We start from the raw sequence: 23795 nt of genomic DNA on the forward strand, positions 1-23795 counted from the left end.
CGCAGCAGCGCGCGCAGCGCATCGCGCTCCTGCGGCCAGTCGACGAGCCCGATCTTCCAGGTCTCGGAGAGCTTCCAGGCCAGCAGCTCGGCGCTCGAGGCGGCGTGCGCCTCGTCGACGAGCTTGAAGTCGGCCTCGAGCCGGTCGAGCACGCTCGTGTTGCCGCCGAGCAGCGCACGCTCGTCGGTCAGCATGATCTCGAGCGCCGAGCGCCACCAGGCCAGGTCCAGCTCGCCCGCGACCAGCTCGGCCGGCACGTGACGGCGCGAGAGGTCGGTGAGCAGCGGGTCCAGGCCCCAGTCGCGGAGGGTGGCGAGGAGGGTCGTCCGCTCCTGGAGGTTGGCGAGCACCTCGCTGTCCTCGGCGAGGCCGGACACCATCGAGGCCAGCTCGGCGAGAGGAAGCGAGGCGAGCTGCAGGTTCGTCCCGCGGCGGCCGAGCGGCTCGTCGAGACGGCTCAGCTGGTCGGTCACCTGCTGGTAGGCCACCTGCACGTCGGCGACGCCGACCGGGACCTCGGGGATCGTGCCGGCGACCGCGTAGCGCTGCCACAGCGTCCGCTGCTGCTGCACCCGGCGGAGTGCCGCGTTGAGGTCGGTGACGTGCGCGCCGGGACGCAGGTACTCGCGGGCGAGCTTCTTCAGGCGCCGGCGGTTGGTGGACGACATCTCGGCGGCCTCGCGGCGCGGCGAGGTGGCGACGATGAGGTCCTGGATCGAGCGGTCGAAGACGGCCGGCTGGAACTTGTCCAGCGTCTCGCGGACGTCCTGCAGCAGGCGCAGGTAGATGCCGAGCTCGGCGACCGACTCGAACGGGCGCATCCGCGTCTGGCCGATGACGTCCTGGGCGCGGTCGAGCAGGCGCGGCAGGTCGCGCAGGTGCAGGCGCTTGGCCAGCTCGTGGGCGATCTCGGCGTCGGCGGTGGAGTCGAACTGGGCCCCGTACCAGGGCGAGTCGCCCGGGCCGTAGCGGAACTCGCCCAGGCGCGCCGACTCGATCAGCATCCGGGTCGCCTCGGGGCGGCTGTGCGCGAGAGCGGTGACGGAGCGGCGGTCGAGGCGGGCGGCGGTCGACGGGGGCGTCCGCAGCTGCGAGAGGCGGGCGAGCTCCTCGAGCGCCTGCAGCGCCGAGACGCCGAAGCTCTCGTCGCGCCGGGAGAGCGCGCCGCGGTAGTCGAGCAGCACCTTCCGCAGCCGGAGCAGGGCGTCGTCGATCTCGCTGACGGAGGGGCGCGCGGCCTTCTCGTTGCGGCCGATCGACTGGATGAGGTCGCGGCGGAGCGTGCGGGGCCCGACCGCGATGCCGCCCAGGCCCGCCGAGAGCAGGCGCTGGTGGATGCTGTCGAGGCTCGACCGGCGGGCGCTGACGACCAGCACGCGCTTGTGCTGGGCGGCCAGGGCGCCGATCGCGTTGACGATGGTCTGGGTGCCGCCCGTGCCGGGGAGGGTCTTCACGACGAGCGAGTTGCCGGCCGCGATGTTCGCGATCACCTGCTCCTGCTCGGCGTCCGCGTCGAGGAGGAGGTTGTCGGTCGCCGGAGGACGCTCGTCCTGCGGGATGATCGACGCCACCTTCTGCGACTGCTGCAGCGCCCGCTTGGCGGCCGGGTTCCCGGCGACGGCGTCGAGGACGGGGTGCTCGAGCATCCGGGCGTCGCGGAGCATGTCGCCCGCCACGTCGGCGAAGCTCGAGACCACGAGGCGCGGGTGCACGGCGAACCACGGCAGGTGCGAGGTCAGGCCGCGCAGCTGGTCGATGACCGGCTGCGGCTTGAAGACGCCGTTCTGCACGGCCAGCTCGACGAACTGCTCGGGGTCGATCGTGATGCCGAACTGCTGCTTGAGGGCACGCGCGAGCTGCGGGTTGAAGTAGGGCTGGCCCTTGAGCTTGAGCTCGAAGTCGCGGCCGTAGCGGCGGATGGCGAGCGGGCGCAGGAGCACGGGTGCGGTGAACTCCGTGTCGCCGGCGCGCCACTGGGCGAGGCCGATGGCGAGGTGGACGCCCTCGATGCCGCGGACCGAGCGCAGCTCGATCCCCTTGTCGGTGATCGCACCCGCGGCGTTCTTCGCGGTGCGCAGGGCGAGCTCGTCGCGGATGAGCGAGGAGAGGAGCGTCGTCTTGCCCGAGATGAACGGGGGCAGCCCGCCGGGGTGCGTGGTCGAGAGCTCGATGCGCGTCCGGGGCGAGTCCACGAAGTGGAGCAGGGGCGACGGACCGCCGACCTTGGCGAGCTCGTCGCGCCACGACTGCCACACCGGATCGGCCACGTTGCCGCCCTGGTAGCCGGCCTCGCCGCTCGTCACCTGCACGGGAGAGGTCGCCGTCGGGGAGAGCCGATGCGCGGACGCCTCCCCCTGGTCACCGGATTCGGGTGAGGTCGCCACCGGTCCGGCTCCTGGGAAATCGTCGACTCGTTGCACACGGACACCCTAAACCGGGCACCTCCGAAAGGCCGTAGCGACGCGGGTCGGCGGCACGGCACCTCCGAACGGCTCACCTGCCTGGAGCATCGGAGGCACGCGGAGCGCCGGGTCGGATCGGCGAGCGCGCCCGCCCGATCGGGGCGGGCGGGGGTCAGGAGGGCCAGACGGCCAGGGGCGGCGCCGTCTCGACCCGGCGCTCGTCGCCGACCACGCGGATCCGGCTGCTCACGCGGTCGTGCCCGGCGGCCGCGGCGACCGCGGTCATGACGAGCCGGGCGTGGTCGCGCGTGAGATGCCCGAAGGCGCTCCGCAGATCGACGGGGCGGCCGGTGGCGAGCGACACGGCGATGCGCGCGACCGCCTCCTCCGAGAGGTCGAGGAGGCACGCCTGCTCGGCGAGGACGGCGAAGTCGATCCGCGGCGCGGCCTCCGTGGCGGCACCGGCCGCCCACGGGTGCTCGGGGCGGAGGCATCCGGCGCGGACGAGGAGCTGCTCCGCGGCCTCGAGGCCGGGCCCGGCGAGGACGGGGATCATGCCGCGGTCCGCTCGGCGCGGCGCCCGGAGGCGCGGACCCCGACGGACACGACGGCCGACAGCAGGCAGGCGACGCCGGCGATCAGCGGCGCGAGCCAGCCGAGGACGCTCACCTCGTCGACGTCCGTTCCGAAGTACTGCCAGTGCGCGATGGCGTAGACGAAGAGGGAGAAGAAGCCGAGCGCGACACCCGTGAGCGCCGACACCAGGTCTGCCGGACGGACGAGGGGCTCGTGCTCCGCCGAGGCGGCCTGCTCGATCGCGGGCTCGGAGAGGGCGGCGGCCGGGACCTGCGGGAGGGTCGCGGTGGCGGGGTGCTGCGTCATGTCTCGAGGGAACCAGCCGCGCGGTGTCACGGTCGTCACTCGCTGGCATGACGTCCTGAGCCGAGCGGATGGTGGCGCGGTCGGCCGGTCAGGGAGCGACGGGGACGTCCGCTCGAGCCGGTCGGCGTCCGAGCGACGACTGGAACCGCAGCAGGTACCCGTCAGGATCAGCCACCACCAGCTGACGGACGCCCGCCTCCTCCGCTCCGACCCAGTACCAGCGGGTCTCGAGCGGCGAGAACAGCGGCGTCCCGGCCTCGGCGAGCGCCGCAGCCGTCCGGTCGGCGTCGTCGACGTGCAGCTGCAGGTTCATCCCCCGGCCGAGCGGGCGCTCCAGCGGTGCCGCGATCAAGTTGCGACCCCGCCCCGCCTCTTCGAGCATCACGTGCGCGGAGCCGAGGACCAGGTACGCGAAGCCCTCCTCGGGCCGGGCGTAGTGGATCCGGAACCCGCAGGGACCGCACCAGAACCCCAGGCTCCGGTCGAGGTCGGCGACGAGCAGCTCGGGGACGAGATCGGGATCGGCCATCCGCGCGGTCTACGCCTCGGCGCCCTCGGGGCGCTTCGTGCGGCCCGGGAGCAGGAGCAGGCCCGAGACGCCCACGACGATCAGCAGGATGGCCGCGACCGTCACGAATGAGGCCAGCGCCAGCACGGGCATGATGATCGTCAGGACGCCCGCGATGACCGAGGCGATCCCTGCCGCGATCGGCAGCCACGCGGGGCCGGCGACGGTGCGGCCGCTGGTGATGCTCGAGACGCCGTCGAGGATCCAGCCCGCGCCGATCACGAGGCCCAGGACGCTCAGCGACTCGAACGGGTTCGACAGGCACAGGATGCCCGCGACCAGGATCAGGGCGCCGAGCAGGCCCGCGAGCCAGCGCACCCGGGCATCGAGCCGCGAGGCGGTGAAGGCCAGCAGCAGGCGGAAGACGCCCGCGGCGATCAGGTGGATGCCGAAGACGATGGCGACGGTCAGCAGCGTCGGACCGGGGATCAGGACGGCGATGACGCCGAGCACGATCGCGATCAGCGAGACGGCGATGATCCACCAGCGCTCGACGGAGGTGCGGGACATCGTGGGCACGGCGGTCTCGGACATGGCGTTCCTTCGCGTCGGGGAGTGCGGACCCCTCGAACGTTAGGGCACCGGGGCGGGGTGGCGCGGGGCCTTGCGCCCGCCCGCCCGAGGACGCAGGTCAGTGGCGCGATCCGGTGCGCGCCGCGGCACGGTGCCGCCGCACACGGCGCACCACGAGCGCGAGCAGCAGCACGCCGAACGCGCTGTAGATGATCGCGTCGAGCACGCCCGCGTACTGGTCGACGAGCTCGTACTGCGTGCCGAGGGCCGCGCCGAGGCCGATCAGCAGGCCGTTCCAGACGCCGGAGCCGAGGATCGTCAGTCCCGAGAACAGCAGCAGGTTCATCCGCTCGGCCCCCGCGGGGAGCGAGATGAGGCTGCGCACGCCCGGGATGAGGCGACCGAAGAGGACCGCCCAGGTGCCGTGCCGGCGGAACCAGCCGACCGCCTTCTCGAAGTCCTCGCGGTCGACCAGCGGGAGCTTGGAGAGCAGGCGGATCGAGCGCTCCGTGCCGATGCGGTGGCCGAGCGCGTAGAGGATCAGGCCGCCGAGGTAGGCGCCGAGGGTCGCCGTGATCACGACCAGCACCAGGTTCATCCGGCCCTGCTGGGCGAGGAAGCCGGCCAGCGGCAGCACGAGCTCGCTCGGGATCGGCGGGAACACCGTCTCGATCAGCGTCAGCAGGCCGACGCCCGCCTCTCCGAGCGCGGCGATCACCCGCGCGGCGACACCGACGAGTCCGGAGAGCTCGTCGATGCTGTCGGAGGAGGAGGCGGTCGCCACGGAGGCGGGGGCGAGGGCGAGGGTCGCGATCGTCATGACTGAGAAGCTACTCAGTCCGCCGAGCGCGCACCTGGGAATCCGGCGGCCCGCTCAGGGGCGGCCGGTGAGCACGACGATGTCCGATCCCTGCAGCCGCACCTCGACCGAGGCGATCTCGGACAGCGGGAGCCCGGTGGCGAGGCTGGGCTCCATCGTCGTCCCCGGCGCGCTCGTCCACGATCCGACGGCCTCGGTGCCGCCCGAGGTGTCCGTGACGTAGAGGACGTAGCCGGCCGAGCCCGCGTAGTGCTCGGCCGTGTCGGCCCAGCTGCAGTCCATGTCGATCCGCGTGCCCCACTGCTGCGGCACGAACCGCACGGAGGCCTCGACGGGGACGCCCGGAGCCGCGGCGAGCGAGACGGTCGAGCCGACGGTCTCGACGGGGGCGAGGGACGGGCCGATCGCGAGCGGCAGGGCGACGGCGGCGGCGGCCGAGACGCCCGCGGCGGCGAGCACCAGGCCCGCGATGCGCAGCCGCGTCCGGCGGCGGACGGAGTCGGTGGCCGCGGCGAGGCGCGTCAGCAGTGCCGCCGGAGCCGGATCGCCGGCCGCCTCCGGCTCCTCGACCAGGCGCATCGCCTCGTCCTGGGGCAGGTGGGCCAGCAGGCCCGGCAGCGGGACGAACTCGGCGAGGGACTCGCGGCAGCCGGGGCAGGCGCGCAGGTGCAGCTCGTACTCGCGGCGGTCGGCGGCGGTCAGGGATCCGAGGAGGTACGCGGCGTCCCAGTCGCGGAAGGGGTCGTCGTGCCGGTCGTCGGAGGAGGGGTCGCGGCTCACAGCTCCGTCACCCCCCGCTCCTGCAGTGCGAGCTTGAGGGCCCGCATCCCGTAGTGCATCCGCGACTTGACGGTGCCCGGGGCGATCCCCAGCAGCGCGGCGATCTCGGTGACCGTGCGGCCGCCGTAGTAGGCGTGCACGATGACGGCGCGGTGGTCGTGGCTCAGTCCGCTGAGCGCGTCCGAGAGCAGCCAGGCGTCGAGCACCTGGTCGGTGCGGTCGGCGGTCGGGCGCTCGGGGACCTCGTCCGTGCCCAGCTCCCGGGCGTAGCGGGCGCTGCGGCGGTCGTCGATGACGAGGTTCCGGGCCACGGTGTAGAGCCAGGAGCGGGCGGCGGCCTCGCCCTGGGCGAGGATCTCGGGGTGCTTCCAGGCGCGCAGCAGCGCCTCCTGCACGACGTCCTCCGCCATCTGGCGGTCGCCGGTCAGGCGCAGCACGAACCGCCAGAGCGCGCTGGCGTGCTCGTCGTGCAGCGCACGCAGCATCTGGGCCTGATCCTCGGACATCTCCACCTCTTCCTGCACCAACGTAACGGGGGCCCGAACGGTTCAGCCGGTTCGCGCGAGCGGCCGCACTCTGGTACTCCGGAGTCGATGACCTTCCCCGATGCCGACGACGCCGCCCGCGTGCGCTCCTTCCTCCGCGACAACCGCTCGCGGATGCTCGACGACGTCCGGCACCTCGTGATGATCGAGAGCCCCAGCGACTCCCTCGAGGCGCTCGGCGAGCTGCACGCCTTCCTGGTGCACTGGGTGGGAGAGCGGCTCGGGCACGACGCCGACGTGCAGCACCAGCGTGCGCAGGACGCGCCGACCGCGACCAGCTGGACCGTCCCGGCGAACGGTGGCGCGAGACCGCACCGGGGCACGCGTCCGTTCGTGGCGCTGCTCGGCCACTACGACACGGTGTGGCCCCTGGGCACGACCCGCTCCTGGCCCTTCGCCGTCGACGGCGACCGCCTGAGCGGCCCGGGCAGCTACGACATGAAGGCCGGGCTGGTGCAGATGGTGTGGCTGGTGGCCGCGCTCCGCCACGCCGGCGTCCCGCATCCGGCCGTCCGCCTGGTGATGAGCGGGGACGAGGAGATCGGCAGCGCCGCCTCCCGCCCGTTCCTGGAGCGGCAGTGCGCGGGCGCCGACGCGGTCCTGGTGTTCGAGGGCGCGATCGGCGACGCGGTCAAGACGGCGCGCAAGGGCATCGGGCGCTTCGTGATCGACGTGGTCGGCGTCGAGGCGCACGCCGGGGTCGAACCGGAGAAGGGGGCGAGCGCGATCCACGAGCTCGGCTCGCTGATCCCGCGGGTGCTGGCGATCGCGCGGGAGGAGGAGGGCACCTCGGTCAACATCGGAGTGGTCTCCGGCGGCTCGCGGGTCAACGTGACGACGGCCCGCGTGCGCCTGGAGCTGGAGGCGCGGATCCGCGGATCCGCCGAGGCCGCCCGCGTCGAGGCCGAGCTCGACGCGCTCGCCGCCGCCGACCCGCGCATCCGGCTGGAGGTGCGCGGCTCCTGGGAGCGGCCCGTCTTCGAGCGGACCGCCTCCGTCGCCGCGCTCTACCGCAGGGCCGAGCGGGTCGCGAAGCGGATCGACGTCCCCCTCCGCGAGATCGCGGTCGGCGGGGCGAGCGACGGCAACCTCGTCGCCGCGCTGGGCCTGCCGGTCCTCGACGGGCTCGGCGCCCCGGGCGAGGGGGCGCACGCGCGCAGCGAGGCGATCGGCATCGAGGGCATGCTGGAGCGGACGGCGCTCGCCGCGCTGCTGGTCGCCAGCTTCGGCGACGAGCACTGACCGGCTGCAGAGGAAGGACGAGCGGATGACCCTGTACGAATCGCGCCCCGTGGGCGTCGTGATCGAGGCTCCGGCCGCCGAGGTGTACGCCCTCGTCTCCGACCCGGCGAACCTCCCGCGGTGGGCCGCGGGCCTCGCCTCCTCCGCGCTCGAGCAGGTCGACGGACGCTGGTTCGCCGACTCGCCGATGGGCCGGGTCGAAGTGCGCTTCGCCCCGCAGAACCCGTTCGGCGTCGCGGACCACGAGGTCACGCTTCCCGACGGGACGGTGGTGGACAATCCGCTCCGGGTGCTCGTGAACGGGGACGGCGCCGAGGTGGCCTTCACCGTGCGGCGGCGCCCCGGGATGAGCCTCGACGACTGGGACGAGGACTGCGCGCGGGTCGCGGACGACCTCGAATCGCTCCGGCTGCTGTTCGAGCGCGGAGCGCTGTAGGTTCGTCACAGCTCCGGCGCAGGGCCGGCACCCGTGAGAACGAGGACGCGATGACCTCCCCCGATCGTCCGAGCACCCGCCCCGCGAGCGGCATCGAGCTCAACGGCCTCGACACGATCCAGGAGTCGGAGCGGCACGGCCGCCCTCGCGACCTGTTCTGGCCGTGGTTCGCCGCGAACGTGTCCGTGCTCGGGCTGAGCTACGGCTCCTTCCTCCTCGGCTTCGGCCTCTCCTTCGGGCAGGCGACGCTCGTCAGCGTGATCGGGATCGTCGTCTCGTTCCTCTTCTGCGGTCTGGTCGCCGTCGCCGGCAAGCGCGGCTCCGCCCCGACGATGGTGCTCAGCCGGGCGGCCTTCGGGGTCGACGGCAACCGCCTCGTCTCGGTGATCTCCTGGCTGCTCACGGTGGGCTGGGAGACGGTGCTGGCCTCCCTCGCGGTGCTCGCGACGGCGACGGTGTTCGAGGAGTTCGGCTGGGACGGGGGCGTGCTCACCAAGGTGGTCGCGCTCATCGTGGTCGCCGCGCTCATCGTGATCGCCGGGATCGCGGGCTTCCGCCTGATCATGCGGCTCCAGCTCGCGATCACCGTCGCGACCGCCGTGCTGACCGTGGTCTACGTCGTGCTCGTCCTCGACCGGATCGACCTCGCCGCCGTCGGCGCCCTGCCCGCGGGCTCGGCCGCCGCGGTCATCGGCGGGCTCGTGTTCATGATGACCGGCTTCGGGCTGGGCTGGGTGAACGCCGCGGCCGACTACTCCCGCTACCTCCCCCGCGGTGCCCGCACGAGCGGAGTGATCGCGTGGACGACGATCGGCGGAGCGGTCGCGCCCGTCGTGCTGGTGGTCGTCGGCCTGCTGCTGGCCGGCTCCTCGCAGGAGCTCTCGGACGCGATCGCCGCGGACCCGATCGGAGCGCTCGCCGGGATCCTGCCGACCTGGTTCCTGCTCCCCTTCATCGTCGTCGCGCTGCTCGGCCTGATCGGCGGGGCCGTGATGGACATCTACTCCTCGGGCCTGGCGCTGCTCAGCACGGGTCTCAAGGTCTCGCGGCCGGTGGCCGCCGGGATCGACGGCGTGCTGATGGTCCTCGGAGCGGTCTACGTCGTGTTCGTCGCGGGCGACTTCCTCGGCCCTTTCCAGGGCTTCCTGATCACCCTCGGCGTGCCGATCGCGGCCTGGCTCGGCGTGTTCCTCGCCGATCTCCTCCTCCGTCGGCGCGACTACGACCAGGAGGCTCTGTACGACTCCCGCGGCCGCTACGGCAGCGTCTCGGCGGTCCCCGTGGCCCTCGTGCTGATCGGCGCGGCCGTCGGCTGGGGCCTGGTGGTCAACTACTCCCCCGGGTTCGAGTGGGAGGGCTACCTCCTCGGCCCGCTCGGCGGCCGCGACGGCGACTGGGCCGGCGCCAACCTCGGCGTCCTCGTGGCGCTCGTGATCGGCTTCGCGGGAACGCTCGCCCTCTCGCGCGGGGCCGTCCGCCGCCAGGAGGCCTCGGCGTGAGCCTGCTCGTCGCGATCGACCTGCAGCACGTCTTCGCCGACGCCGAGTCGCCGTGGGGATCCGGCGGATTCGAGCGCGCGGCCGAGGGGACCCGCCGGCTCCTCCCGGCGTTCGGCGAGCGGGTCGTGACCACCCGCTTCGTCGCCCCGGAGCGGCCCGCCGGCGCGTGGATCCCCTACTACCGCGAGTGGCCGTTCGCGCTCGTCCCCGAGAGCGACCGGCTCTACGAGCTCGTGGCCGGGTTCGAGGGCCACCGCACGATCACCGCGACGACCTTCGGCAAGTGGGGGCCCGAGCTCGAGGCCGAGCTCGACGACTCCCGCGAGCTCGTGCTCACCGGCGTCTCGACCGACTGCTGCGTGCTCTCGACGGCGCTGGCGGCCGCGGACGCCGGAGTGCGGGTCAGGGTCGCCGCGGACGCCTGCGCCGGCGCCTCCGAGTCCGACCACCAGCGCGCGCTCGACGCCATGTCCCTGTACGCGCCGCTGATCGAGATCACGACCGTGGACGCGGTGCTGGCGGACCTGCGCGACCGGGGCTGAGACCGCGGGCGGGACGCGAGCCGCTTGCGCCGGTCGGCCCCGCGCGTCGCGGGGCGACCCCGTCACCCGGCATGATGTCGGCATGTCCTCCACCGACGAGCGCGTCAGCCCGGCTTCCCGCACCCTGGTCATCGGCGAGGCGCTGATCGACATCGTCGAGCGCGACGGCAGCGCCACGGAGCACGTCGGCGGCTCCCCGGCCAACGTCGCCCTCACGCTCGCCCGACTCGGGCGACCCGCGACCCTCGTCACCGACATCGCCGACGACGAGCGCGGCCGCCGCATCAGCGCCCACCTCGAGGCCTCCGGAGTGGAGGTCCGGCACGGCGACTCGGAGCGCACCAGCACCGCTCGGGCGGTCCTCGCCGCGGACGGGTCGGCCCGCTACGTCTTCGACCTCTCCTGGAACCCGCCGGCGGCGGACCCGGAGGGCGCCTCCCACGTCCACACCGGCTCCATCGCGATCTTCCTCGAGCCGGGCGGATCCGCCGTGCTCGGGCTCCTCGAGGCTCTGCCCGCCGGAGTGACGGCGAGCGTCGACGCGAACATCCGTCCGGCTCTGGTCGGCGCGCACGCCGAGGCGCTCGCGCGCTTCGAGCGGATCGCCGCCGCGTGCGAGGTCGTGAAGCTCAGCGACGAGGACGCGGAGTGGCTCTACCCGACGATGCAGCTCGACGAGGTCCTCAGCCGGCTGCTCTCCCTCGGGTCGCAGCTCGCGGTCGTCACCCGCGGCGCGGAGGGACTGCTGCTGGCCTCGGCCGTCACGCGGGTGACCGTGCCCGCCGCCCGGATCGTGGTGGCGGACACGATCGGCGCCGGCGACTCCGCGATGGGCGCGATCCTCGACGAGGCGTTCCGCCAGGGCCTCGGCGCCGCGAACGGGATGCTCCTCGACGGCCCCGCCCTGCACGCGATCGGCCGCCACGCCGCGCACGTCGCCGGCATCACGACCTCCCGCTCCGGCGCGAACCCGCCCACCCGCGACGAGCTCTGAGGGCCGGGGGCGGACCTTCCGCAGGACGCCCCTGGTGCTCGCGCCGGGACGCGGAGATACTGGGCGCACCTCGACGGAAAGGCGTGCCGTGCCCACATCACTGAGCCCCTACATCGGCTTCGACGGCTCCGCGCAGGAGGCGATGGAGTTCTACCGGGACGTCCTCGGCGGCGAGCTCAGCTCCAGCCGCTTCGGCGACTTCGGGATGAGCGCGGATCCGGCCGACCAGGACCGGATCATGCACGCCCAGCTCGTCACGCCGAGCGGGATGATCCTGATGGGCTCCGACTCCCCCTCCTCGAGCCCGGCCGAGAGCGGCGCCCGCATCACGATCGCGCTCTTCGGCGACGACGACGCCGAGCTGAGCGGCTACTGGGACGGCCTGGCCGAGGGCGGCACGGTCGTCGAGCCGCTGGTCGCCTCGCCCTGGGGCGACCGCTTCGGGATGCTGGTCGACCGCTACGGCGTCGGCTGGATGGTGAACATCGCCGCTCCGCCGGCCTGACGCTCCTCCCCAGCGCGGGATCGGGGCACGCCTCCCCCGGGTGCGTCCACCCGTCCCGCCGGGCGCCGCGGCAGGCGCAGAATGGAGGGGCCGCTCCCGCTCCGGGGGCCGTCCCACCTCTCACGAAGGCTGCAGATGACGATCACGCTCGGGTACAAGGCATCGGCGGAGCAGTTCGGCGCCCGGGAGCTCGTCGAGCTCGCGGTCGGCGCCGAGCGGCACGGCTTCGAGACCGCGGTCGTCTCGGACCACTTCCAGCCCTGGCGCCACACGGGCGGACACGCGCCGTTCTCCCTCGCCTGGCTCGCCGCGGCCGGTGAGCGCACCTCCACCATCACCCTCGGCACCTCCGTGATGACCCCGCACTACCGCTACAACCCCGCCGTCATCGCCCAGGCGTTCGGCACGCTCGGCGTGCTTTACCCCGAGCGGATCATGCTCGGCGTCGGCACCGGCGAGGCGCTGAACGAGGTCGCCACCGGCTACCAGGGCGCGGGCGAGCAGACCTGGCCCGACTTCAAGGAGCGCTTCGCCCGCCTGCGCGAGGCCGTGCGGCTGATGCGCGCGCTCTGGGCGGGCGACCGCGTCACCTTCGACGGCGAGTACTACTCCACGCACGAGGCGTCGATCTACGACAAGCCCGAGAGCGGCGTGCCGGTCTACATCGCGGCGGGCGGTCCCGTCGTCGCGAAGTACGCCGGCCGCGCGGGCGACGGCTTCATCTGCACATCGGGCAAGGGCATGGAGCTCTACACCGAGAAGCTGCTCCCCGCTGTCGAGGAGGGCGCCGCGGCGGCCGATCGCGACTCCTCGACCATCGACCGCATGATCGAGATCAAGCTCTCCTACGATCCCGATCCGGCGCTCGCGCTCGAGAACACGCGCTTCTGGGCGCCGCTCTCGCTGTCGCCGGAGCAGAAGCACTCGCTGACCGATCCGGTCGACATGGAGCGCGCCGCCGACGAGCTGCCGATCGAGCAGGTCGCGAAGCGCTGGATCGTCGGCTCCGACCCCGAGGAGACGGTCGCGCAGATCAAGCCCTACGTCGACGCGGGCTTCACCCACCTGGTCTTCCACGCCCCGGGCGACGACCAGCAGCGCTTCTTCGACGCCTTCGAGCGCGACCTCGCGCCGCGGCTGCGCGCGCTCTGACCTCCCGCCTCCGCCACGACCCCCTTCGGAAGGGCCGCTCCCGCATGACCACGGCCACCCTGCTCGCCCGGCTCGACCGCGGCGAGGCGCTGACGCGCGAGACCGCCGAGGAGCTCCTCGGCGCGCGCGGCGACGACCTCGACCTGCTGCTGGAGGCCGCCGGCCGCCTGCGCGACGACGGACTCGCCCGCCGCGGACGGCCCGGCGTCGTCACCTACTCGCGGAAGGTCTTCGTCCCGCTGACCAAGCTCTGCCGCGACCGGTGCCACTACTGCGTCTTCGTGGAGACACCGGGCGGGCTCGCGGCCAAGCGCGAGTCGACCTTCATGGAGCCGGAGGAGATCCTCGAGGTCGCCCGCGCCGGTGCCGCGCTCGGCTGCAAGGAGGCCCTGTTCACGCTCGGCGACCGCCCGGAGGACCGGTGGCCGATCGCCCGCGCCTGGCTCGCCGAGCACGGCTACGCCTCGACGCTCGAGTACGTGCGCGCGATGGCCGTCCTGGTGATGAGCGAGACGGGCATGGTCACGCACCTGAACCCCGGCGTGATGTCGTGGGCCGAGCTGCAGCGGCTCCGCCCGGTCGCGCCCTCGATGGGCATGATGCTCGAGACGACCGCCGAGCGCCTCTGGTCCGAGAAGGGCGGCGTGCACTACGGCTCCCCAGACAAGGACCCGGCGTTGCGCCTGCGGGTGCTCGAGGACGCGGGCCGCAGCCGCATCCCCTTCACCACCGGCGTGCTGCTGGGCATCGGCGAGAACGCGGCGGAGCGGGCGGACGCCCTCTTCGCGATCCGCGAGTCCCACGAGCGGTGGGGCCACGTGCAGGAGTGCATCGTCCAGAACTTCCGCGCGAAGCCGCGGACGGCCATGCAGAACGAGGTCGACCTCGAGCTGCAGGAGTACGTGGCCAACGTCGCGGTCGCGCGCCTCGTACTGGGCGCCGACGCGACGATCCAGGCGCCGCCGAACCTCACCGACGAGCAGGAGCTCGGGCTGCTGCTGCGCGCCGGGGTCGACGACTGGGGCGGTGTCAGCCCGCTCACGGCGGATCACGTGAATCCGGAGCGCCCCTGGCCGAACATCGACGACCTCGCGCGGCTCACCGCGGCGGCCGGCTACCGGCTGCACGAGCGGCTGACCGCCCACCCGCAGTACCTCCGCGACTCGGCCACCTGGATCGATCCGCGCGTCGCTCCCTACGTCGAGGCGCTCGCCGACCGCGGGACCTGGCTCGCCGACGAGGCGGCAGCGGTCCTCCCCCGGCCCTACCGCGACTCGCTCGACGCCCTGCCCCGACCGGTCGCGCCCGCCCTCGGCGCCGTGCTCGCCCGGGCGGAGACGGACCCCGCCGGTCTCGAGGACGCCGACTACCTCGCCCTGCTCGCAGCCGACGGCGACGACCTCGACGCCCTCTCCGCTCTGGCGGACGACCTGCGGCACGACGCCGCCGGCGACGAGGTCTCGATCGTCGTCAACCGCAACATCGACACCTCCCTCTGGGGAGTCGGCGGGCTGACCGTCGAGCGGCTGGAGGAGCTCGCCGACGAGGCGGTCGCGCTCGGCGCCACCGAGCTCTGCCTCCAGGGCGCGATCGGACCGGAGCACCCGGGCGACGATCTGCTGCTGATCGTCCGCACGCTGAAGCAGCGGCAGCCCTCGCTGCACCTGCACGCCTACCGGCCCGGCGAGATCCTCGAGGTCGCCCGGCGCACGGGCCGAACCCTGCCCGAGATGCTCGACGCTCTGCGCGAGGCCGGCGTGGACTCCGTCCCGGGGACCGCCGCCCGCATCCTCGACGACGACGTCCGCGCCGTCCTGAGCGAGGGGACGGACCCGACCGTGGCCGAGTGGCGGGAGGCGATCACGGCCGCGCACCGCAGCGGCCTCCGCTCCACCTCGACCATGGTCTACGGACACGTCGAGACCCCCGAGCAGCAGCTCGCGCACCTGCGCACGCTCGCGGCGATCCAGGACGAGACGGGTGGCTTCACCGAGTTCATCGCGATGCCCTTCGTCCCGGCGGAGGCGCCTCCCGCCGTGGTGCGCGCGAGCCGGGGCGGGCCGACCCTCCGCGAGACCCGCGCCGTGCACGCCGTCGCACGGCTCGTCCTCCACGGCCGGATCGCCCACGTGCAGACCGCCTGGACCAAGCTCGGACTGCACGCGGCGCAGGTCCTCCTCCGCGGCGGGGCGGACGACCTCGGCGGCCTGCTGCTCGACGGCGCCCTGCGGCCCGAGGCCGGAGCGGAGGCCTACCGCTCGCTCGACATCGCGACCGTCGCCCGGCTGAGCGGCGAGATCGGCCGCGGCTGGCGCCAGCGCACCACGACGTACGGCGTGGTCGCGCCGGAGAGGGCGCTGCGGGCGGAGCCCGTCGCAGCGGCGGGTCCGCAGCGGATGCGCCTCCCGGTCCGCGGGACCCGCCGGGCGTCATGACCCGCTCCGAGTACCTGCGGCGCCAGGCCGATCTGGTCCGGGAGGAGCGGATCGAGTCGGACAGCGCCACCGTGCGGCTCCTGACCGCGGGCGCCGAGAGCCCGCGGTCGGTCCTGCTGCTGACCGGCGTCGGCCGTGGCGCGCGGAGCGACACCGGGCTGCTGCTGCCGATGCTGGCGCGGCGCCACCGCGTCGCCGCGCTCGAGCTCGCCGATCTCGGCGACCCCTGGCTCGACGGACCCGCCGCGGTCCGCGCCTCCCTGGACGCACTCGGCGCCGACGAGGCCGTCCTGATCGGCCACTCGCTCGGAGCCGCCGTGGCCCTCGCCGCGGGCGATCGGCGGGTGCGCGCCCTCGCCCTCGTGGCCGGGTGGCTGCGCCCGACGGAGCGCCTCCTCCGCACGGCGCGCCTCTGGCCGCTGCTCCCGCCCGACGCGCAGGAGGAGGCCGCTCGGCTCCTCGCCGTCCGCTCGGCCACCGCCCCCTCCCCGTGGGGCGCCGACGCCGCCAGGATGCTCGCCGCCTCCGCCCGGGCCGACGTCGCTGCGGCCGCCTCGGACTGCCGGGTTCCCGCCCTCGTGGTCGGCTGCTCCGCCGACGCCGTCGCCGGCGTCGAGGGCGCCGAGGCCCTGCTCGGCGCGATCGACGACGCCCGCTACGCCGTCCTCGACTCCGGTCACGCGGTGCTCGCCGAGCGGCCCGCCGAGCTCCTCGCCGTCCTCGAGCACTTCCTCGCCGATCCGCACCGCGACCCGGCGGGCAGCGTCCTGGCGAGGACGACGGTCTGATGGACGTCGACGTCGTCGTGATCGGCGCCGGGTTCGCCGGGCTCGGAGCCGCGGTCCGCCTGGAGCGCCGCGGCGGGACCTCGTTCGTCGTGCTGGAGCGCGCCGAGCGGATCGGCGGGACCTGGCGGGACAACGTCTACCCCGGGGTCTCCTGCGACATCCCCTCGCACCTCTACTCCTACTCCTTCGCCCCCGAGGCCGACTGGTCGGCGTTCTACGCCCCCGGGGCCGAGATCCAGGCCTACCTCGAGCGCGTCGTCGAGAAGGAGGACCTGGCGCCGCGGCTCCGGCTGGGGACCGAGGTGCTCGAGGCGGTCTTCGACGAGGAGGCGCACCGCTGGCGGGTGCGCACCTCCCGGGGCGACTACTCCGCCGCGGTCCTCCTCGTGTGCGCGGGGCGCCTCTCCGAGCCCCGCCTCCCGGCCGTCCCGGGCCTGGATTCGTTCGCGGGTCCCGCCTTCCACTCCGCCCGCTGGAGGGACGACGTCGACCTCGACGGGAAGTGCGTCGGCATCGTCGGCTCGGGAGCCTCCGCCGTGCAGATCGTGCCGCACCTCGCCGAGCGCGCCGCCGAGGTGGTGCTCTTCCAGCGCTCGGCCCCGTACGTCGTCCCCCGCCGGAACCGCCCCTACCCGCCGGAGGAGCGCCGAGCCCTCTCCCGTGCGCCCGGGGCCCTCTCGAGGCTCCGCGAGGAGCTGTTCTGGCGCGCCGAGCTCGGCTTCGCCGGCCGCGTCGCCGTGCCCGAGGCCATCGACCGGCTGCGGTCGGAGGCGCTCGGCCACCTCGAGGCGCAGATCATCGATCCCGCACTCCGCACCGTGCTGACTCCGGACTACGAGATCGGCTGCAAGCGCGTGCTCCTCTCGGACGACTACTACCCCGCTCTCGCGCAGCCGCACGTCCGCGTCGTCCCCGGTCCGCTCCGGCGCGTCGAGGAGGGCGCCGCGCTCGGCGACGACGGCGTCCCGCACGGGGTCGACGTGCTCGTCTTCGCGACCGGCTTCCACTCCACGCGGCCGCCCTTCGCCCGGCGCATCCGCGGCCGCGGCGGCGTCCTCCTCGCCGACCGCTGGGCCGACGCCATGGTCGCGTACGAGTCGACCGCGGTCCACGGGTTCCCGAGCCTCTTCGTCGTCAACGGCCCCAACGCGAGCCTCGGCCACAACTCCGCGGTGCACATGATCGAGACGCAGATCGACTACGTGCTCGCCGCTCTCGACCACCTCGCCGTCTCCGGCGCCGACCGGCTCGAGGTCACCGCCGAGGCCGAGGCCGCCTCCGTCGCCCGCCTCGACGCCCTCAGCGCCGACACCGTCTGGACCAACGGCGGCTGCGAGAGCTGGTACCTGGACGACAACCGGCGACTCACGCTGCTCTGGCCCGACTTCGCCTTCGCCTTCCGCGAGGAGCTCGGCCGGTTCGACCCCTCGGCCTACACGACCTGACCGCGGCTCGCTATCGTGACCGCATGACCGACCGCGTGCTCGCTCCCGAACCGCCCGCCGACGGCGCGAAGCCGAAGGGACCGGCCTCGTACTTCCCGAGCATCGAGAAGACCTACGGCCGTCCCGTCCAGGACTGGCTCGACCTCGCCGACGAGCGTCTGCGCTCCGAGCCGCACATGCAGGTCGTCACCTGGCTGAAGACCGAGCACGGCCTGGGCCACGGCCACGCCAACGCTATCGTCGCCTACGTCCGGGCCGCCCGCGCCTGACCGGCCCGCCCGTCGTCCGCACAGGCTAGGCCCGCCCGCCTCCCCGGACCACCCGTCGTCGGCGCCCGCGCCGGGCGGGGATAATCGGGGCATGCGCGAAGACGACGATGTCGATCTGGTGATCGACGCGTGGGCCGGGGCCCTGCCCGACCTCGATTTCGCGCCTCTGGACGTCGTCTCCCGCCTCCGCCGCCTCAGCCCGCGCGTGCAGGAGGTGCGGCGGCAGTCCTTCGCCGTCAGCGATCTCGCCCCGTGGGAGTTCGAGCTCCTCTCGCTGCTGCGGCAGCGCGGAGAGGGCGGGATGACGCCCTCGGCCCTGGCCACGCACCTCGCGCTGTCCAGCGGCAACCTGGCCAGCCGCGTCGACCGCCTCGGGGCTCGCGGGCTCGTGGTCCGCGAGCAGAACGCCGCCGACTCGCGCAGCAAGATCGTCTCGCTCACCCCGCGGGGCACGAAGCGGGTCGACGAGGCGATGCGCAATCTCGTCGCCGCCGAGGGCGAGGTGCTCGCCGACCTGGACACCGCGCAGGTGTCGGTCCTCATCGAGTGCCTGCGGCGGATCAGCGACACCCTCGACCGACTGCAGTGACCCGCTACGCCCGACGAGCCTGAGAGGTCAAGCCCGTTCGGAGAGACGGGCACCGGACGTAGCGTGAAGCGTGCACGGTCGAGGCGTCAGCCACCCGTGCGGATGATCGCGAAAGCGGAGAGCACCATGACACAGATTTCTTCTATCCAACCCGCGCGATGGAGCCGGAACGGAGTCAGGATCGTCGTCGTTCCCGGGGCGGAGCTGCCCCGGTTCCGACTCGAGATCGACGCCCGACTGACCACCGCGCCCTCCCTCGTCCCCACCGGACCCTTCTCGACCGTCGAGGAGGCCGAGCGGGCCGCCGAGGTCGCCGCCGGCCTGCTGGGGGCGAAGATCCCGGCCTGAGCGCACACCCGTCGAGACGGCCGGATCAGCCCGCGAGCTCCGCGAGCGATCCGGTCGGGACCGCGATCCACCCCTCGGCCTCCGCCGCCTCCTGCAGTTCGGGAGGCACCGGCAGGGTCGCGCCCAGGGCGTGGGCGCGGGCGTTGAGAGCGGCGACGACGGCGTCGAACGCGTCGTCGGAGCGGCTCATCAGCGCGAGCGCGGGCGCCGGCACATCGAGCCAGGGCGCGGCCCGTCGCAGCGACTCCGCGGCGAGCGCCACGGCCTCCGGTCGCGTCTTGTACCCCGTGGTGTCCACTCCCCAGAGCCGCAGCGCCGCCGCCGGGTACGCCTCGACGAGCCGTCCGCGCCCGGAGCGGTCGACGTCCTCCCCGCTCGCGGCGAAGGCGTCGAGCAGCTCCGCACAGCGCATCGCGGTCATCCCGAGCCGGTCGGTCGAGACGCTGAGCGGCCAGCGGCCGGTGACCTCGCGCGCCACCCGGTCCGTCTCGCGGTACGCGAGGCGGCGGCGCCAGTCGCGTCCCGCGAGCGTCCGCGGCGAGACCTCCCGTCGCGTGTGCGCGGAGACGAACGCCGCGAACTCCACCGGCCAGCCGAACGCGCAGTCGATCCCGATGACCGCCGCGTCCCGTGACGCATCGACGATCGTCGCGTCCTCGGCGCCGAGTACGAGCGAGCGGACGACGGCTCGGCCGCCGGAGAACTCGAGGGCGGCGAGAGCGGTGCGAACCGGCTCCGCAGCGAGGTCGACACCGATCGTGAGCACGGGGACAGGGTAGGCGCTCCGGCGCTACGCTCGAGCGATGACGCCGCCCGCTTCCTCCTCCCGGGCGGAGTCGGCCCGCGTGCCGGTCGCGCTCCTCCGCCTCCTCGTGGCCGCCGCCGTGCTCGTCGCCGTGATCGCGACGGCCGTCGACACCGCCTCTCGGACGCCGCTGAACCCGTTCAACTTCTTCGGCTTCTTCACCATCCAGAGCAACATCGTGCTGGCCGTCGTGCTCGGAGCCACCGCCGTGCTCGCGCTCCGCCGCCGTCCCGCGCCCGGCGGGCTCGTGCTGGTGCGGGGCGCCTTCACCGGGTACATCATCGTCGTCGGGCTGGTCTACAACACCCTCCTCACCGATGTGGCGGGCGGAGTGGCGCTGCCGTGGGCCAACACCGTCATGCACGTGCTGTTCCCCGTCTACGGACTGCTCGACTGGCTGCTGCTCGCGGATCGCCCTCCGCTGCCGTGGCGGAGGCTCTGGCTGGTCGTGGTCTACCCGATCGTCTGGCTCGTCGTGGTGCTGATCCGCGGAGCGACGGACGGCTGGGTGCCCTATCCGTTCCTGGATCCCGCGACCGGGTACGGGCAGGTGTCGGTGTTCGTCGTCGGGATCGCGGTCGCGTTCCTCGCGTCGGGGGCGCTGGTCTGGGCGATGAGCCGGCTGCGGATCGTGCCGGTGGCGGGCGGCTGAGAGGACGCTCGCCTTCCAGACGGTTCCGCCCGCCGGACGACCGGATCCGCTGCCGTCGCGCACATCCGGCCCGTTCTGGGGTCACCCTTTCGGGGTCATCCGGGGCGCCGCTCCCCTAGCGTCAGCACCGACGGCTCCCCCACCGTCCTCCCCCTCGAGAACGGTCCACCATGAGCCTCTCCCCCTCCCACCCGCCGACCCCGAGCCGCCGCGTCCGCGCCCTCGCCGTCGGAGCCGCACTCGCCCTCGCCGCCGCCCTGCTCCCGGCGCAGGCCGCCGCCGCCGCCACTCCCGCCACCCTCTCGGTGCTGAGCCTCGGCGACTCCATCACCCAGGCCTACGGGACCTGCGGCTCCTTCGCGGACTGCCCCCGCAACAACTGGTCCACCGGCACCAGCTCCTCCGTGAACTCCTTCGCCTCCCGCTTGCGGACCGCGCTCCCCGGCACCACCGTCACGACCGCGAACTTCGCCACCACCGGCGACGTCGTCGCGCAGGTCCCCTCGCGGATCGACGCCGCGGTCGCCGCCGGCGTGCGGCCGGACGTCGTCACCCTGCTCATCGGCGGCAACGACCTCTGCTCGCCCGACAACCGCGTCGCCTCCGACGGCTACACGATGACCCCGGCGAGCACGTTCCGCACCGGAGCCTCCGCCGCTATCACGAAGATCCGCACCACGTGGCCCTCCGCCCGCATCGTCCTCTCGTCGATGCCGAACGTGGCCTCCGAGTGGTCGGTCGTGAAGACCGGAGTCGGCGCGCTCGTCTGGGCGGGCGGCGACCTCTGCCGGACCACGCGCGGCGTCAGCTCCACCGGCCGCAGGCTCAGCAGCACCGCCGCTGCCGCCTCCGCCGCTGCCGCGAAGACGCGGACGACGCAGTACAACACCGCGCTGCAGACGGCGTGCAGCGCCGCCGGTCAGCTCTGCGACTGGGACGGCGGAGCGCTCACCGCGACCCCCGTCACCAAGGGCCTGATCGGGACCACCGACTACTTCCACCCGAGCGTCGCGGGTCAGGCGAAGATCGCCTCGATCCAGTGGGCGGCGTCGAACTTATCGAAGTAGCGGCCTCCGAAGCGGCCGCTCACGCGTCGAGCGGCCGCTCACCCTCGCGGCGGCGACGCTGCTCCTCGGCGAGCCGCGCGTAGTGCGCCTCCTCGCGCTCGAGGTCGGCGAGCTGCTCCTCGGTGCTCTTCGGAGCGGGCCGCACCACCATCGTCGGCGGCGCCTGCTTCCGGCGGCCGGGCACTCGGCCGCCCGGCACGAAGGATCCGCCGTCGCCGCGCTTCCAGTCGTGCCCGAGCAGGAACCACAGCGAGACGCCGATGAGCGGGAGGAAGAAGATCAGCAGGATCCACACGATCTTGGGCAGGTTCTTGATGACGTTGTCCGGCTGCCGCACGACGTCGACCAGCGCGAGCACGGTCAGGACGATGATCACCAGCGAGAAGACGAACCCCATGCAGTCGAGGGTACGACGCCGAGGGCGCCCCGTCGCCGCTGTGCCGGCCGGCGTCCGGTCCGTGTGCGGTCCAGGAGCGGCTCCGACGCATCCGCCCCGTGCCTCCGCGCTGTTCGGCGCCGATCCCGGGCACACGCCTGCTCCCCACGAACGCGTGCCACCATCGGACGATGACCGAGACGCCGTCCGCCCCCGCCTCGACGCCGGCGAGGAAGCGCCTGACCGCCGCGCGTCTCGCCCTGCTCGCCGGCCTCGTCCTCGCCGTCGCCGGACTCGCGGCCCTCGCGCTCGTGCCTCTGCAGTTCGCGAACATCGACCGTCAGGGCTTCGACTACGTGTGCAGCGTCAGCCTGGGCGGCGTCCCGCCCGAGGCAGGCGACCTGGTCCGCGGCTTCTGGTCGTGGTGGCCGCTGGGCGCGGCCTGCGAATGGACGCTGCTCGACGGCACGACGGTGGTCGACCTCCCCGACTGGTCGACGACCGCCGTCGCGATCGTGGGGGCCGTGCTGCTCGTCGTCGGCGTGGCACTCGCGATCGCGTCGCCGCTCCTCCGCAGGCGCGCTCCGGTCCCGTCCGTCTAGCGGTCGAAGAGGTTCCCGAGGTCGCCGAGCCCCGGCAGCTGGAAGTCGGAGCCGAACTCCGACACCTGCTCCCCCAGCCCGGACACGTGCTCACCCGCACCGGAGACGAACTCTCCCGCGCCGCCCGTGATGTCGCCGAAGTCGCCCAGATCGCCGAACCCGCCGGCGAGGTTCTCGAAGTCCACGCCGAGGCCGGACGCCTGCGCGAGCAGCGGACCGGCGACGCTGCTGATCACGGCGCCGCCCGCGACCGCCGCGAGCAGTCCGCCCGCCGCGCCGAGCCCGATGCCCGCCGCCGCTCCGACGCCAGCACCCGCGAGGGCGCCGCGGGTCCCCGGCTTCGAGAACATCTTCTTGAGGAACCCTGGGTCGTTCGCCTCGCCGCGCGTCGCCGCGCGCGCCAGGTCCTCGGGGGCGGAGGACCGCGGCTGCTCGTTCGCGGGCAGCTCGTCGCGGAGCCGCGCCTCGACCTGGGTGCGCTGCGCCGGCGTCAGCTTCGCGAACGCGTCGCGGTGCACCTGCTCGAGCTGCTCCGGGTCGGCGGTGCGGAGGAGGTAGTCGTAGCGCGCGATCGCCGCGCGGTCCTCCGGCGTGACCACCGGCTGCTGCCCGGGCCGGGCGTCCTGCGGTCGCGCGGAGGGTCGCTGCGGCGAGCCGTACTGCTGAGGCGGCTGGACCTGCCCGCTCCGCGAGTCGCCCGTCACCTTGTCGGCGGCGGTGCGCACGAGATCGCGCCAATCGGTCGTCCCGCTCGAGGACGACCCCGGGCCGCTCTTCGAATCGAGCGCCTTCGACGCCATGCCGAGAACGCGCTTGAACATGCTCACAGAGAACCTTCCGTCGAGTACCAGCCTCGATCATGGCGGCGCCGCCTGAGCGAAGGCCCGCGAGACGCCCTCAGAAGGCCGTGAGCGGTCTGCGGTGGGCGTCGCTCCGAGATGTCCTCCCCGCCCTCGCCTGATCGAGGAGCTCGCGCACGCACCGCGGGCGGAGGACGGCCCACCACATCCAGCCGAGGAAGGGGGTCTCGAATACCGCCAGCGACCGCCTGCGGACGGCCTCCATGCGACCGGCTATCGCGAGCAGCGCACTGAAATCCGCGCGCCGGCTGTCCGCGGACGCGTCCCGGTGGACGGCGAGGCTCCGGACGAGGACGGCCGAGAACCCGCGAAGGAGCTCCTCGGTCGTGCATCCCTGCTGCCGAGGAGTTCCGACCCGGGCAGGACCATCGAGGACTCGAACCGTCGTCGCCTCGACGAACAGAGCTCGGAGTGCTGGGCCGGGGGGGCAGACCCTGGCGTCAGACGGAGCGACGGCGGCGGCCGTCCGATGGACTGATCCCGATCGCGGATCGTGGTGCCCCTGGAGGGACTCGAACCCCCAACCTGCTCCTTAGGACGGAGTCGCTCTTCCATTGAGCTACAGAGGCTGGCCGAGCCAGTGTACCCGCCGGGCCCCGCCGCCCGCGGTGCGTGCGCGAGCTCCTCGATCAGGCGAGGGCGGGGAGGACATCTCGGAGCGACGCCCACCGCAGACCGC

26 protein-coding genes, 1 tRNA gene and 1 pseudogene are annotated in these 23795 nt (G+C 73.7%); 16 read left to right on the plus strand and 12 right to left on the minus strand.

Features of this window, described 5'->3' with window-relative positions:
• From C5C27_RS18030 to C5C27_RS09795, 8 genes and pseudogenes are all read right to left on the minus strand, one after another.
• A pseudogene (locus tag C5C27_RS18030) lies at positions 1–2384 on the minus strand (AAA family ATPase); the annotation flags it as partial.
• Between the two features lie 190 nt (positions 2385–2574).
• Positions 2575–2958, minus strand: a complete 384-nt coding sequence (locus C5C27_RS09765; protein ID WP_104232859.1) for a hypothetical protein — start codon at positions 2956–2958, stop codon at positions 2575–2577.
• Complete coding sequence (locus C5C27_RS09770) at positions 2955–3284, minus strand: hypothetical protein (protein ID WP_104314266.1); 330 nt, start codon at positions 3282–3284, stop codon at positions 2955–2957. Before C5C27_RS09770 ends, C5C27_RS09765 begins: the two co-directional genes overlap by 4 nt.
• An 88-nt stretch (positions 3285–3372) precedes the next feature.
• Entirely contained in the window at positions 3373–3813 is a 441-nt protein-coding gene (locus tag C5C27_RS09775; protein WP_104314267.1) for a VOC family protein, read from the minus strand.
• Between the two features lie 9 nt (positions 3814–3822).
• Positions 3823–4386, minus strand: coding sequence for an HdeD family acid-resistance protein (locus C5C27_RS09780; RefSeq protein WP_104314268.1), 564 nt, complete (start codon positions 4384–4386; stop codon positions 3823–3825).
• A 97-nt stretch (positions 4387–4483) separates the two neighbouring features.
• The gene (locus C5C27_RS09785) at positions 4484–5185 is read right to left on the minus strand and encodes a DedA family protein (RefSeq protein WP_104225072.1); all 702 of its coding nucleotides are present in this window, start codon (positions 5183–5185) and stop codon (positions 4484–4486) included.
• Between the two features lie 54 nt (positions 5186–5239).
• A complete protein-coding gene (locus C5C27_RS09790; RefSeq protein ID WP_104314269.1) occupies positions 5240–5965 on the minus strand; it encodes an anti-sigma factor in 726 nt (241 codons plus the stop codon).
• A complete protein-coding gene (locus tag C5C27_RS09795; protein ID WP_104225070.1) occupies positions 5962–6471 on the minus strand; it encodes a sigma-70 family RNA polymerase sigma factor in 510 nt (169 codons plus the stop codon). Before C5C27_RS09795 ends, C5C27_RS09790 begins: the two co-directional genes overlap by 4 nt.
• A gap of 87 nt (positions 6472–6558) precedes the next feature.
• Here C5C27_RS09795 and C5C27_RS09800 point away from each other — a divergent pair, with 87 nt between their 5' ends.
• The 13 genes from C5C27_RS09800 (at position 6559) to C5C27_RS09860 (ending at position 18754) form a co-directional block, all read left to right on the plus strand.
• On the plus strand, positions 6559–7752 hold the full coding sequence (locus C5C27_RS09800) for a M20/M25/M40 family metallo-hydrolase (protein WP_104314270.1): 1194 nt from the start codon (positions 6559–6561) through the stop codon (positions 7750–7752).
• A 25-nt stretch (positions 7753–7777) separates the two neighbouring features.
• Positions 7778–8188, plus strand: coding sequence for an SRPBCC family protein (locus tag C5C27_RS09805; protein WP_104238335.1), 411 nt, complete (start codon positions 7778–7780; stop codon positions 8186–8188).
• A gap of 50 nt (positions 8189–8238) precedes the next feature.
• Positions 8239–9687 (plus strand): cytosine permease, encoded by a 1449-nt coding sequence (locus tag C5C27_RS09810; RefSeq protein WP_104314271.1) that lies wholly within the window; start codon positions 8239–8241, stop codon positions 9685–9687.
• Positions 9684–10229, plus strand: coding sequence for a cysteine hydrolase family protein (locus tag C5C27_RS09815; protein ID WP_104314272.1), 546 nt, complete (start codon positions 9684–9686; stop codon positions 10227–10229). Before C5C27_RS09810 ends, C5C27_RS09815 begins: the two co-directional genes overlap by 4 nt.
• 82 nt (positions 10230–10311) lie before the next feature.
• The gene (locus C5C27_RS09820; protein WP_104225065.1) at positions 10312–11223 is read left to right on the plus strand and encodes a carbohydrate kinase; all 912 of its coding nucleotides are present in this window, start codon (positions 10312–10314) and stop codon (positions 11221–11223) included.
• An 88-nt stretch (positions 11224–11311) separates the two neighbouring features.
• Positions 11312–11728 (plus strand): VOC family protein, encoded by a 417-nt coding sequence (locus C5C27_RS09825; protein WP_104246718.1) that lies wholly within the window; start codon positions 11312–11314, stop codon positions 11726–11728.
• Between the two features lie 135 nt (positions 11729–11863).
• A complete protein-coding gene (gene fgd / locus C5C27_RS09830) occupies positions 11864–12880 on the plus strand; it encodes a glucose-6-phosphate dehydrogenase (coenzyme-F420) (RefSeq protein ID WP_181067747.1) in 1017 nt (338 codons plus the stop codon).
• A 44-nt stretch (positions 12881–12924) separates the two neighbouring features.
• A complete protein-coding gene (cofG, locus tag C5C27_RS09835; RefSeq protein WP_104314273.1) occupies positions 12925–15315 on the plus strand; it encodes a 7,8-didemethyl-8-hydroxy-5-deazariboflavin synthase CofG in 2391 nt (796 codons plus the stop codon).
• Entirely contained in the window at positions 15312–16103 is a 792-nt protein-coding gene (locus tag C5C27_RS09840; RefSeq protein ID WP_104314274.1) for an alpha/beta fold hydrolase, read from the plus strand. Before cofG ends, C5C27_RS09840 begins: the two co-directional genes overlap by 4 nt.
• Positions 16103–17548, plus strand: coding sequence for an NAD(P)/FAD-dependent oxidoreductase (locus tag C5C27_RS09845; protein WP_104314275.1), 1446 nt, complete (start codon positions 16103–16105; stop codon positions 17546–17548). Before C5C27_RS09840 ends, C5C27_RS09845 begins: the two co-directional genes overlap by 1 nt.
• A gap of 23 nt (positions 17549–17571) precedes the next feature.
• Positions 17572–17817, plus strand: a complete 246-nt coding sequence (locus tag C5C27_RS09850; RefSeq protein ID WP_104225060.1) for a DUF4287 domain-containing protein — start codon at positions 17572–17574, stop codon at positions 17815–17817.
• 91 nt (positions 17818–17908) lie between these two features.
• On the plus strand, positions 17909–18406 hold the full coding sequence (locus C5C27_RS09855) for a MarR family winged helix-turn-helix transcriptional regulator (RefSeq protein ID WP_104226460.1): 498 nt from the start codon (positions 17909–17911) through the stop codon (positions 18404–18406).
• Positions 18407–18532: 126 nt separating this feature from the next.
• A complete protein-coding gene (locus tag C5C27_RS09860; protein ID WP_146076606.1) occupies positions 18533–18754 on the plus strand; it encodes a hypothetical protein in 222 nt (73 codons plus the stop codon).
• A 25-nt stretch (positions 18755–18779) separates the two neighbouring features.
• Here the strand turns inward: C5C27_RS09860 and C5C27_RS09865 are convergent, their stop codons facing one another.
• Positions 18780–19520, minus strand: coding sequence for a DUF429 domain-containing protein (locus C5C27_RS09865; RefSeq protein WP_104273106.1), 741 nt, complete (start codon positions 19518–19520; stop codon positions 18780–18782).
• A 37-nt stretch (positions 19521–19557) separates the two neighbouring features.
• Between C5C27_RS09865 and C5C27_RS09870 the strand changes: the two genes are divergently transcribed.
• Together C5C27_RS09870 and C5C27_RS09875 are read left to right on the plus strand one after the other, a co-directional pair.
• A complete protein-coding gene (locus C5C27_RS09870; RefSeq protein WP_104314276.1) occupies positions 19558–20211 on the plus strand; it encodes a Pr6Pr family membrane protein in 654 nt (217 codons plus the stop codon).
• A gap of 170 nt (positions 20212–20381) precedes the next feature.
• Positions 20382–21278 carry a GDSL-type esterase/lipase family protein gene (locus C5C27_RS09875; protein WP_104314277.1) on the plus strand — a complete coding sequence of 299 codons (897 nt, stop codon included), beginning with the start codon at positions 20382–20384 and terminating at the stop codon, positions 21276–21278.
• 19 nt (positions 21279–21297) lie between these two features.
• Here the strand turns inward: C5C27_RS09875 and C5C27_RS09880 are convergent, their stop codons facing one another.
• Positions 21298–21675: a PLD nuclease N-terminal domain-containing protein gene (locus C5C27_RS09880; protein WP_104314278.1), complete on the minus strand. Its 378-nt coding sequence runs from the start codon at positions 21673–21675 to the stop codon at positions 21298–21300.
• Between the two features lie 170 nt (positions 21676–21845).
• On the opposite strand from C5C27_RS09880, the gene C5C27_RS09885 reads away from it, so the two are divergent.
• Complete coding sequence (locus C5C27_RS09885; protein WP_104314279.1) at positions 21846–22256, plus strand: hypothetical protein; 411 nt, start codon at positions 21846–21848, stop codon at positions 22254–22256.
• On the opposite strand, the gene C5C27_RS09890 is transcribed toward C5C27_RS09885, so the two are convergent.
• Positions 22253–23077 (minus strand): hypothetical protein, encoded by an 825-nt coding sequence (locus C5C27_RS09890; protein WP_258066588.1) that lies wholly within the window; start codon positions 23075–23077, stop codon positions 22253–22255. The genes C5C27_RS09885 and C5C27_RS09890 overlap by 4 nt on opposite strands.
• Positions 23078–23610: 533 nt before the next feature.
• Positions 23611–23685: transfer RNA gene (locus C5C27_RS09895), tRNA-Arg, on the minus strand.
• Between the last annotated feature and the right edge of the window lie 110 nt (positions 23686–23795).

The sequence above is a fragment of the Rathayibacter sp. AY2B7 genome, assembly GCF_002931635.1.
Taxonomy (GTDB): domain Bacteria; phylum Actinomycetota; class Actinomycetes; order Actinomycetales; family Microbacteriaceae; genus Rathayibacter.

Bases quoted from the DNA above. Each gene is read 5' to 3' on its own strand.
- C5C27_RS09765 (WP_104232859.1), bottom strand. From the start codon at position 2,958: ATGATCCCCGTCCTCGCCGGGCCCGGCCTCGAGGCCGCGGAGCAGCTC.
- C5C27_RS09770 (WP_104314266.1), bottom strand. From the start codon at position 3,284: ATGACGCAGCACCCCGCCACCGCGACCCTCCCGCAGGTCCCGGCCGCC.
- C5C27_RS09775 (WP_104314267.1), bottom strand. From the start codon at position 3,813: ATGGCCGATCCCGATCTCGTCCCCGAGCTGCTCGTCGCCGACCTCGAC.
- C5C27_RS09780 (WP_104314268.1), bottom strand. From the start codon at position 4,386: ATGTCCGAGACCGCCGTGCCCACGATGTCCCGCACCTCCGTCGAGCGC.
- C5C27_RS09785 (WP_104225072.1), bottom strand. From the start codon at position 5,185: ATGACGATCGCGACCCTCGCCCTCGCCCCCGCCTCCGTGGCGACCGCC.
- C5C27_RS09795 (WP_104225070.1), bottom strand. From the start codon at position 6,471: ATGTCCGAGGATCAGGCCCAGATGCTGCGTGCGCTGCACGACGAGCAC.
- C5C27_RS09800 (WP_104314270.1), top strand. From the start codon at position 6,559: ATGACCTTCCCCGATGCCGACGACGCCGCCCGCGTGCGCTCCTTCCTC.
- C5C27_RS09805 (WP_104238335.1), top strand. From the start codon at position 7,778: ATGACCCTGTACGAATCGCGCCCCGTGGGCGTCGTGATCGAGGCTCCG.
- C5C27_RS09810 (WP_104314271.1), top strand. From the start codon at position 8,239: ATGACCTCCCCCGATCGTCCGAGCACCCGCCCCGCGAGCGGCATCGAG.
- C5C27_RS09820 (WP_104225065.1), top strand. From the start codon at position 10,312: ATGTCCTCCACCGACGAGCGCGTCAGCCCGGCTTCCCGCACCCTGGTC.
- fgd (WP_181067747.1), top strand. From the start codon at position 11,864: ATGACGATCACGCTCGGGTACAAGGCATCGGCGGAGCAGTTCGGCGCC.
- cofG (WP_104314273.1), top strand. From the start codon at position 12,925: ATGACCACGGCCACCCTGCTCGCCCGGCTCGACCGCGGCGAGGCGCTG.
- C5C27_RS09840 (WP_104314274.1), top strand. From the start codon at position 15,312: ATGACCCGCTCCGAGTACCTGCGGCGCCAGGCCGATCTGGTCCGGGAG.
- C5C27_RS09845 (WP_104314275.1), top strand. From the start codon at position 16,103: ATGGACGTCGACGTCGTCGTGATCGGCGCCGGGTTCGCCGGGCTCGGA.
- C5C27_RS09850 (WP_104225060.1), top strand. From the start codon at position 17,572: ATGACCGACCGCGTGCTCGCTCCCGAACCGCCCGCCGACGGCGCGAAG.
- C5C27_RS09855 (WP_104226460.1), top strand. From the start codon at position 17,909: ATGCGCGAAGACGACGATGTCGATCTGGTGATCGACGCGTGGGCCGGG.
- C5C27_RS09860 (WP_146076606.1), top strand. From the start codon at position 18,533: ATGACACAGATTTCTTCTATCCAACCCGCGCGATGGAGCCGGAACGGA.
- C5C27_RS09870 (WP_104314276.1), top strand. From the start codon at position 19,558: ATGACGCCGCCCGCTTCCTCCTCCCGGGCGGAGTCGGCCCGCGTGCCG.
- C5C27_RS09875 (WP_104314277.1), top strand. From the start codon at position 20,382: ATGAGCCTCTCCCCCTCCCACCCGCCGACCCCGAGCCGCCGCGTCCGC.
- C5C27_RS09880 (WP_104314278.1), bottom strand. From the start codon at position 21,675: ATGGGGTTCGTCTTCTCGCTGGTGATCATCGTCCTGACCGTGCTCGCG.
- C5C27_RS09885 (WP_104314279.1), top strand. From the start codon at position 21,846: ATGACCGAGACGCCGTCCGCCCCCGCCTCGACGCCGGCGAGGAAGCGC.
- C5C27_RS09890 (WP_258066588.1), bottom strand. From the start codon at position 23,077: ATGTTCAAGCGCGTTCTCGGCATGGCGTCGAAGGCGCTCGATTCGAAG.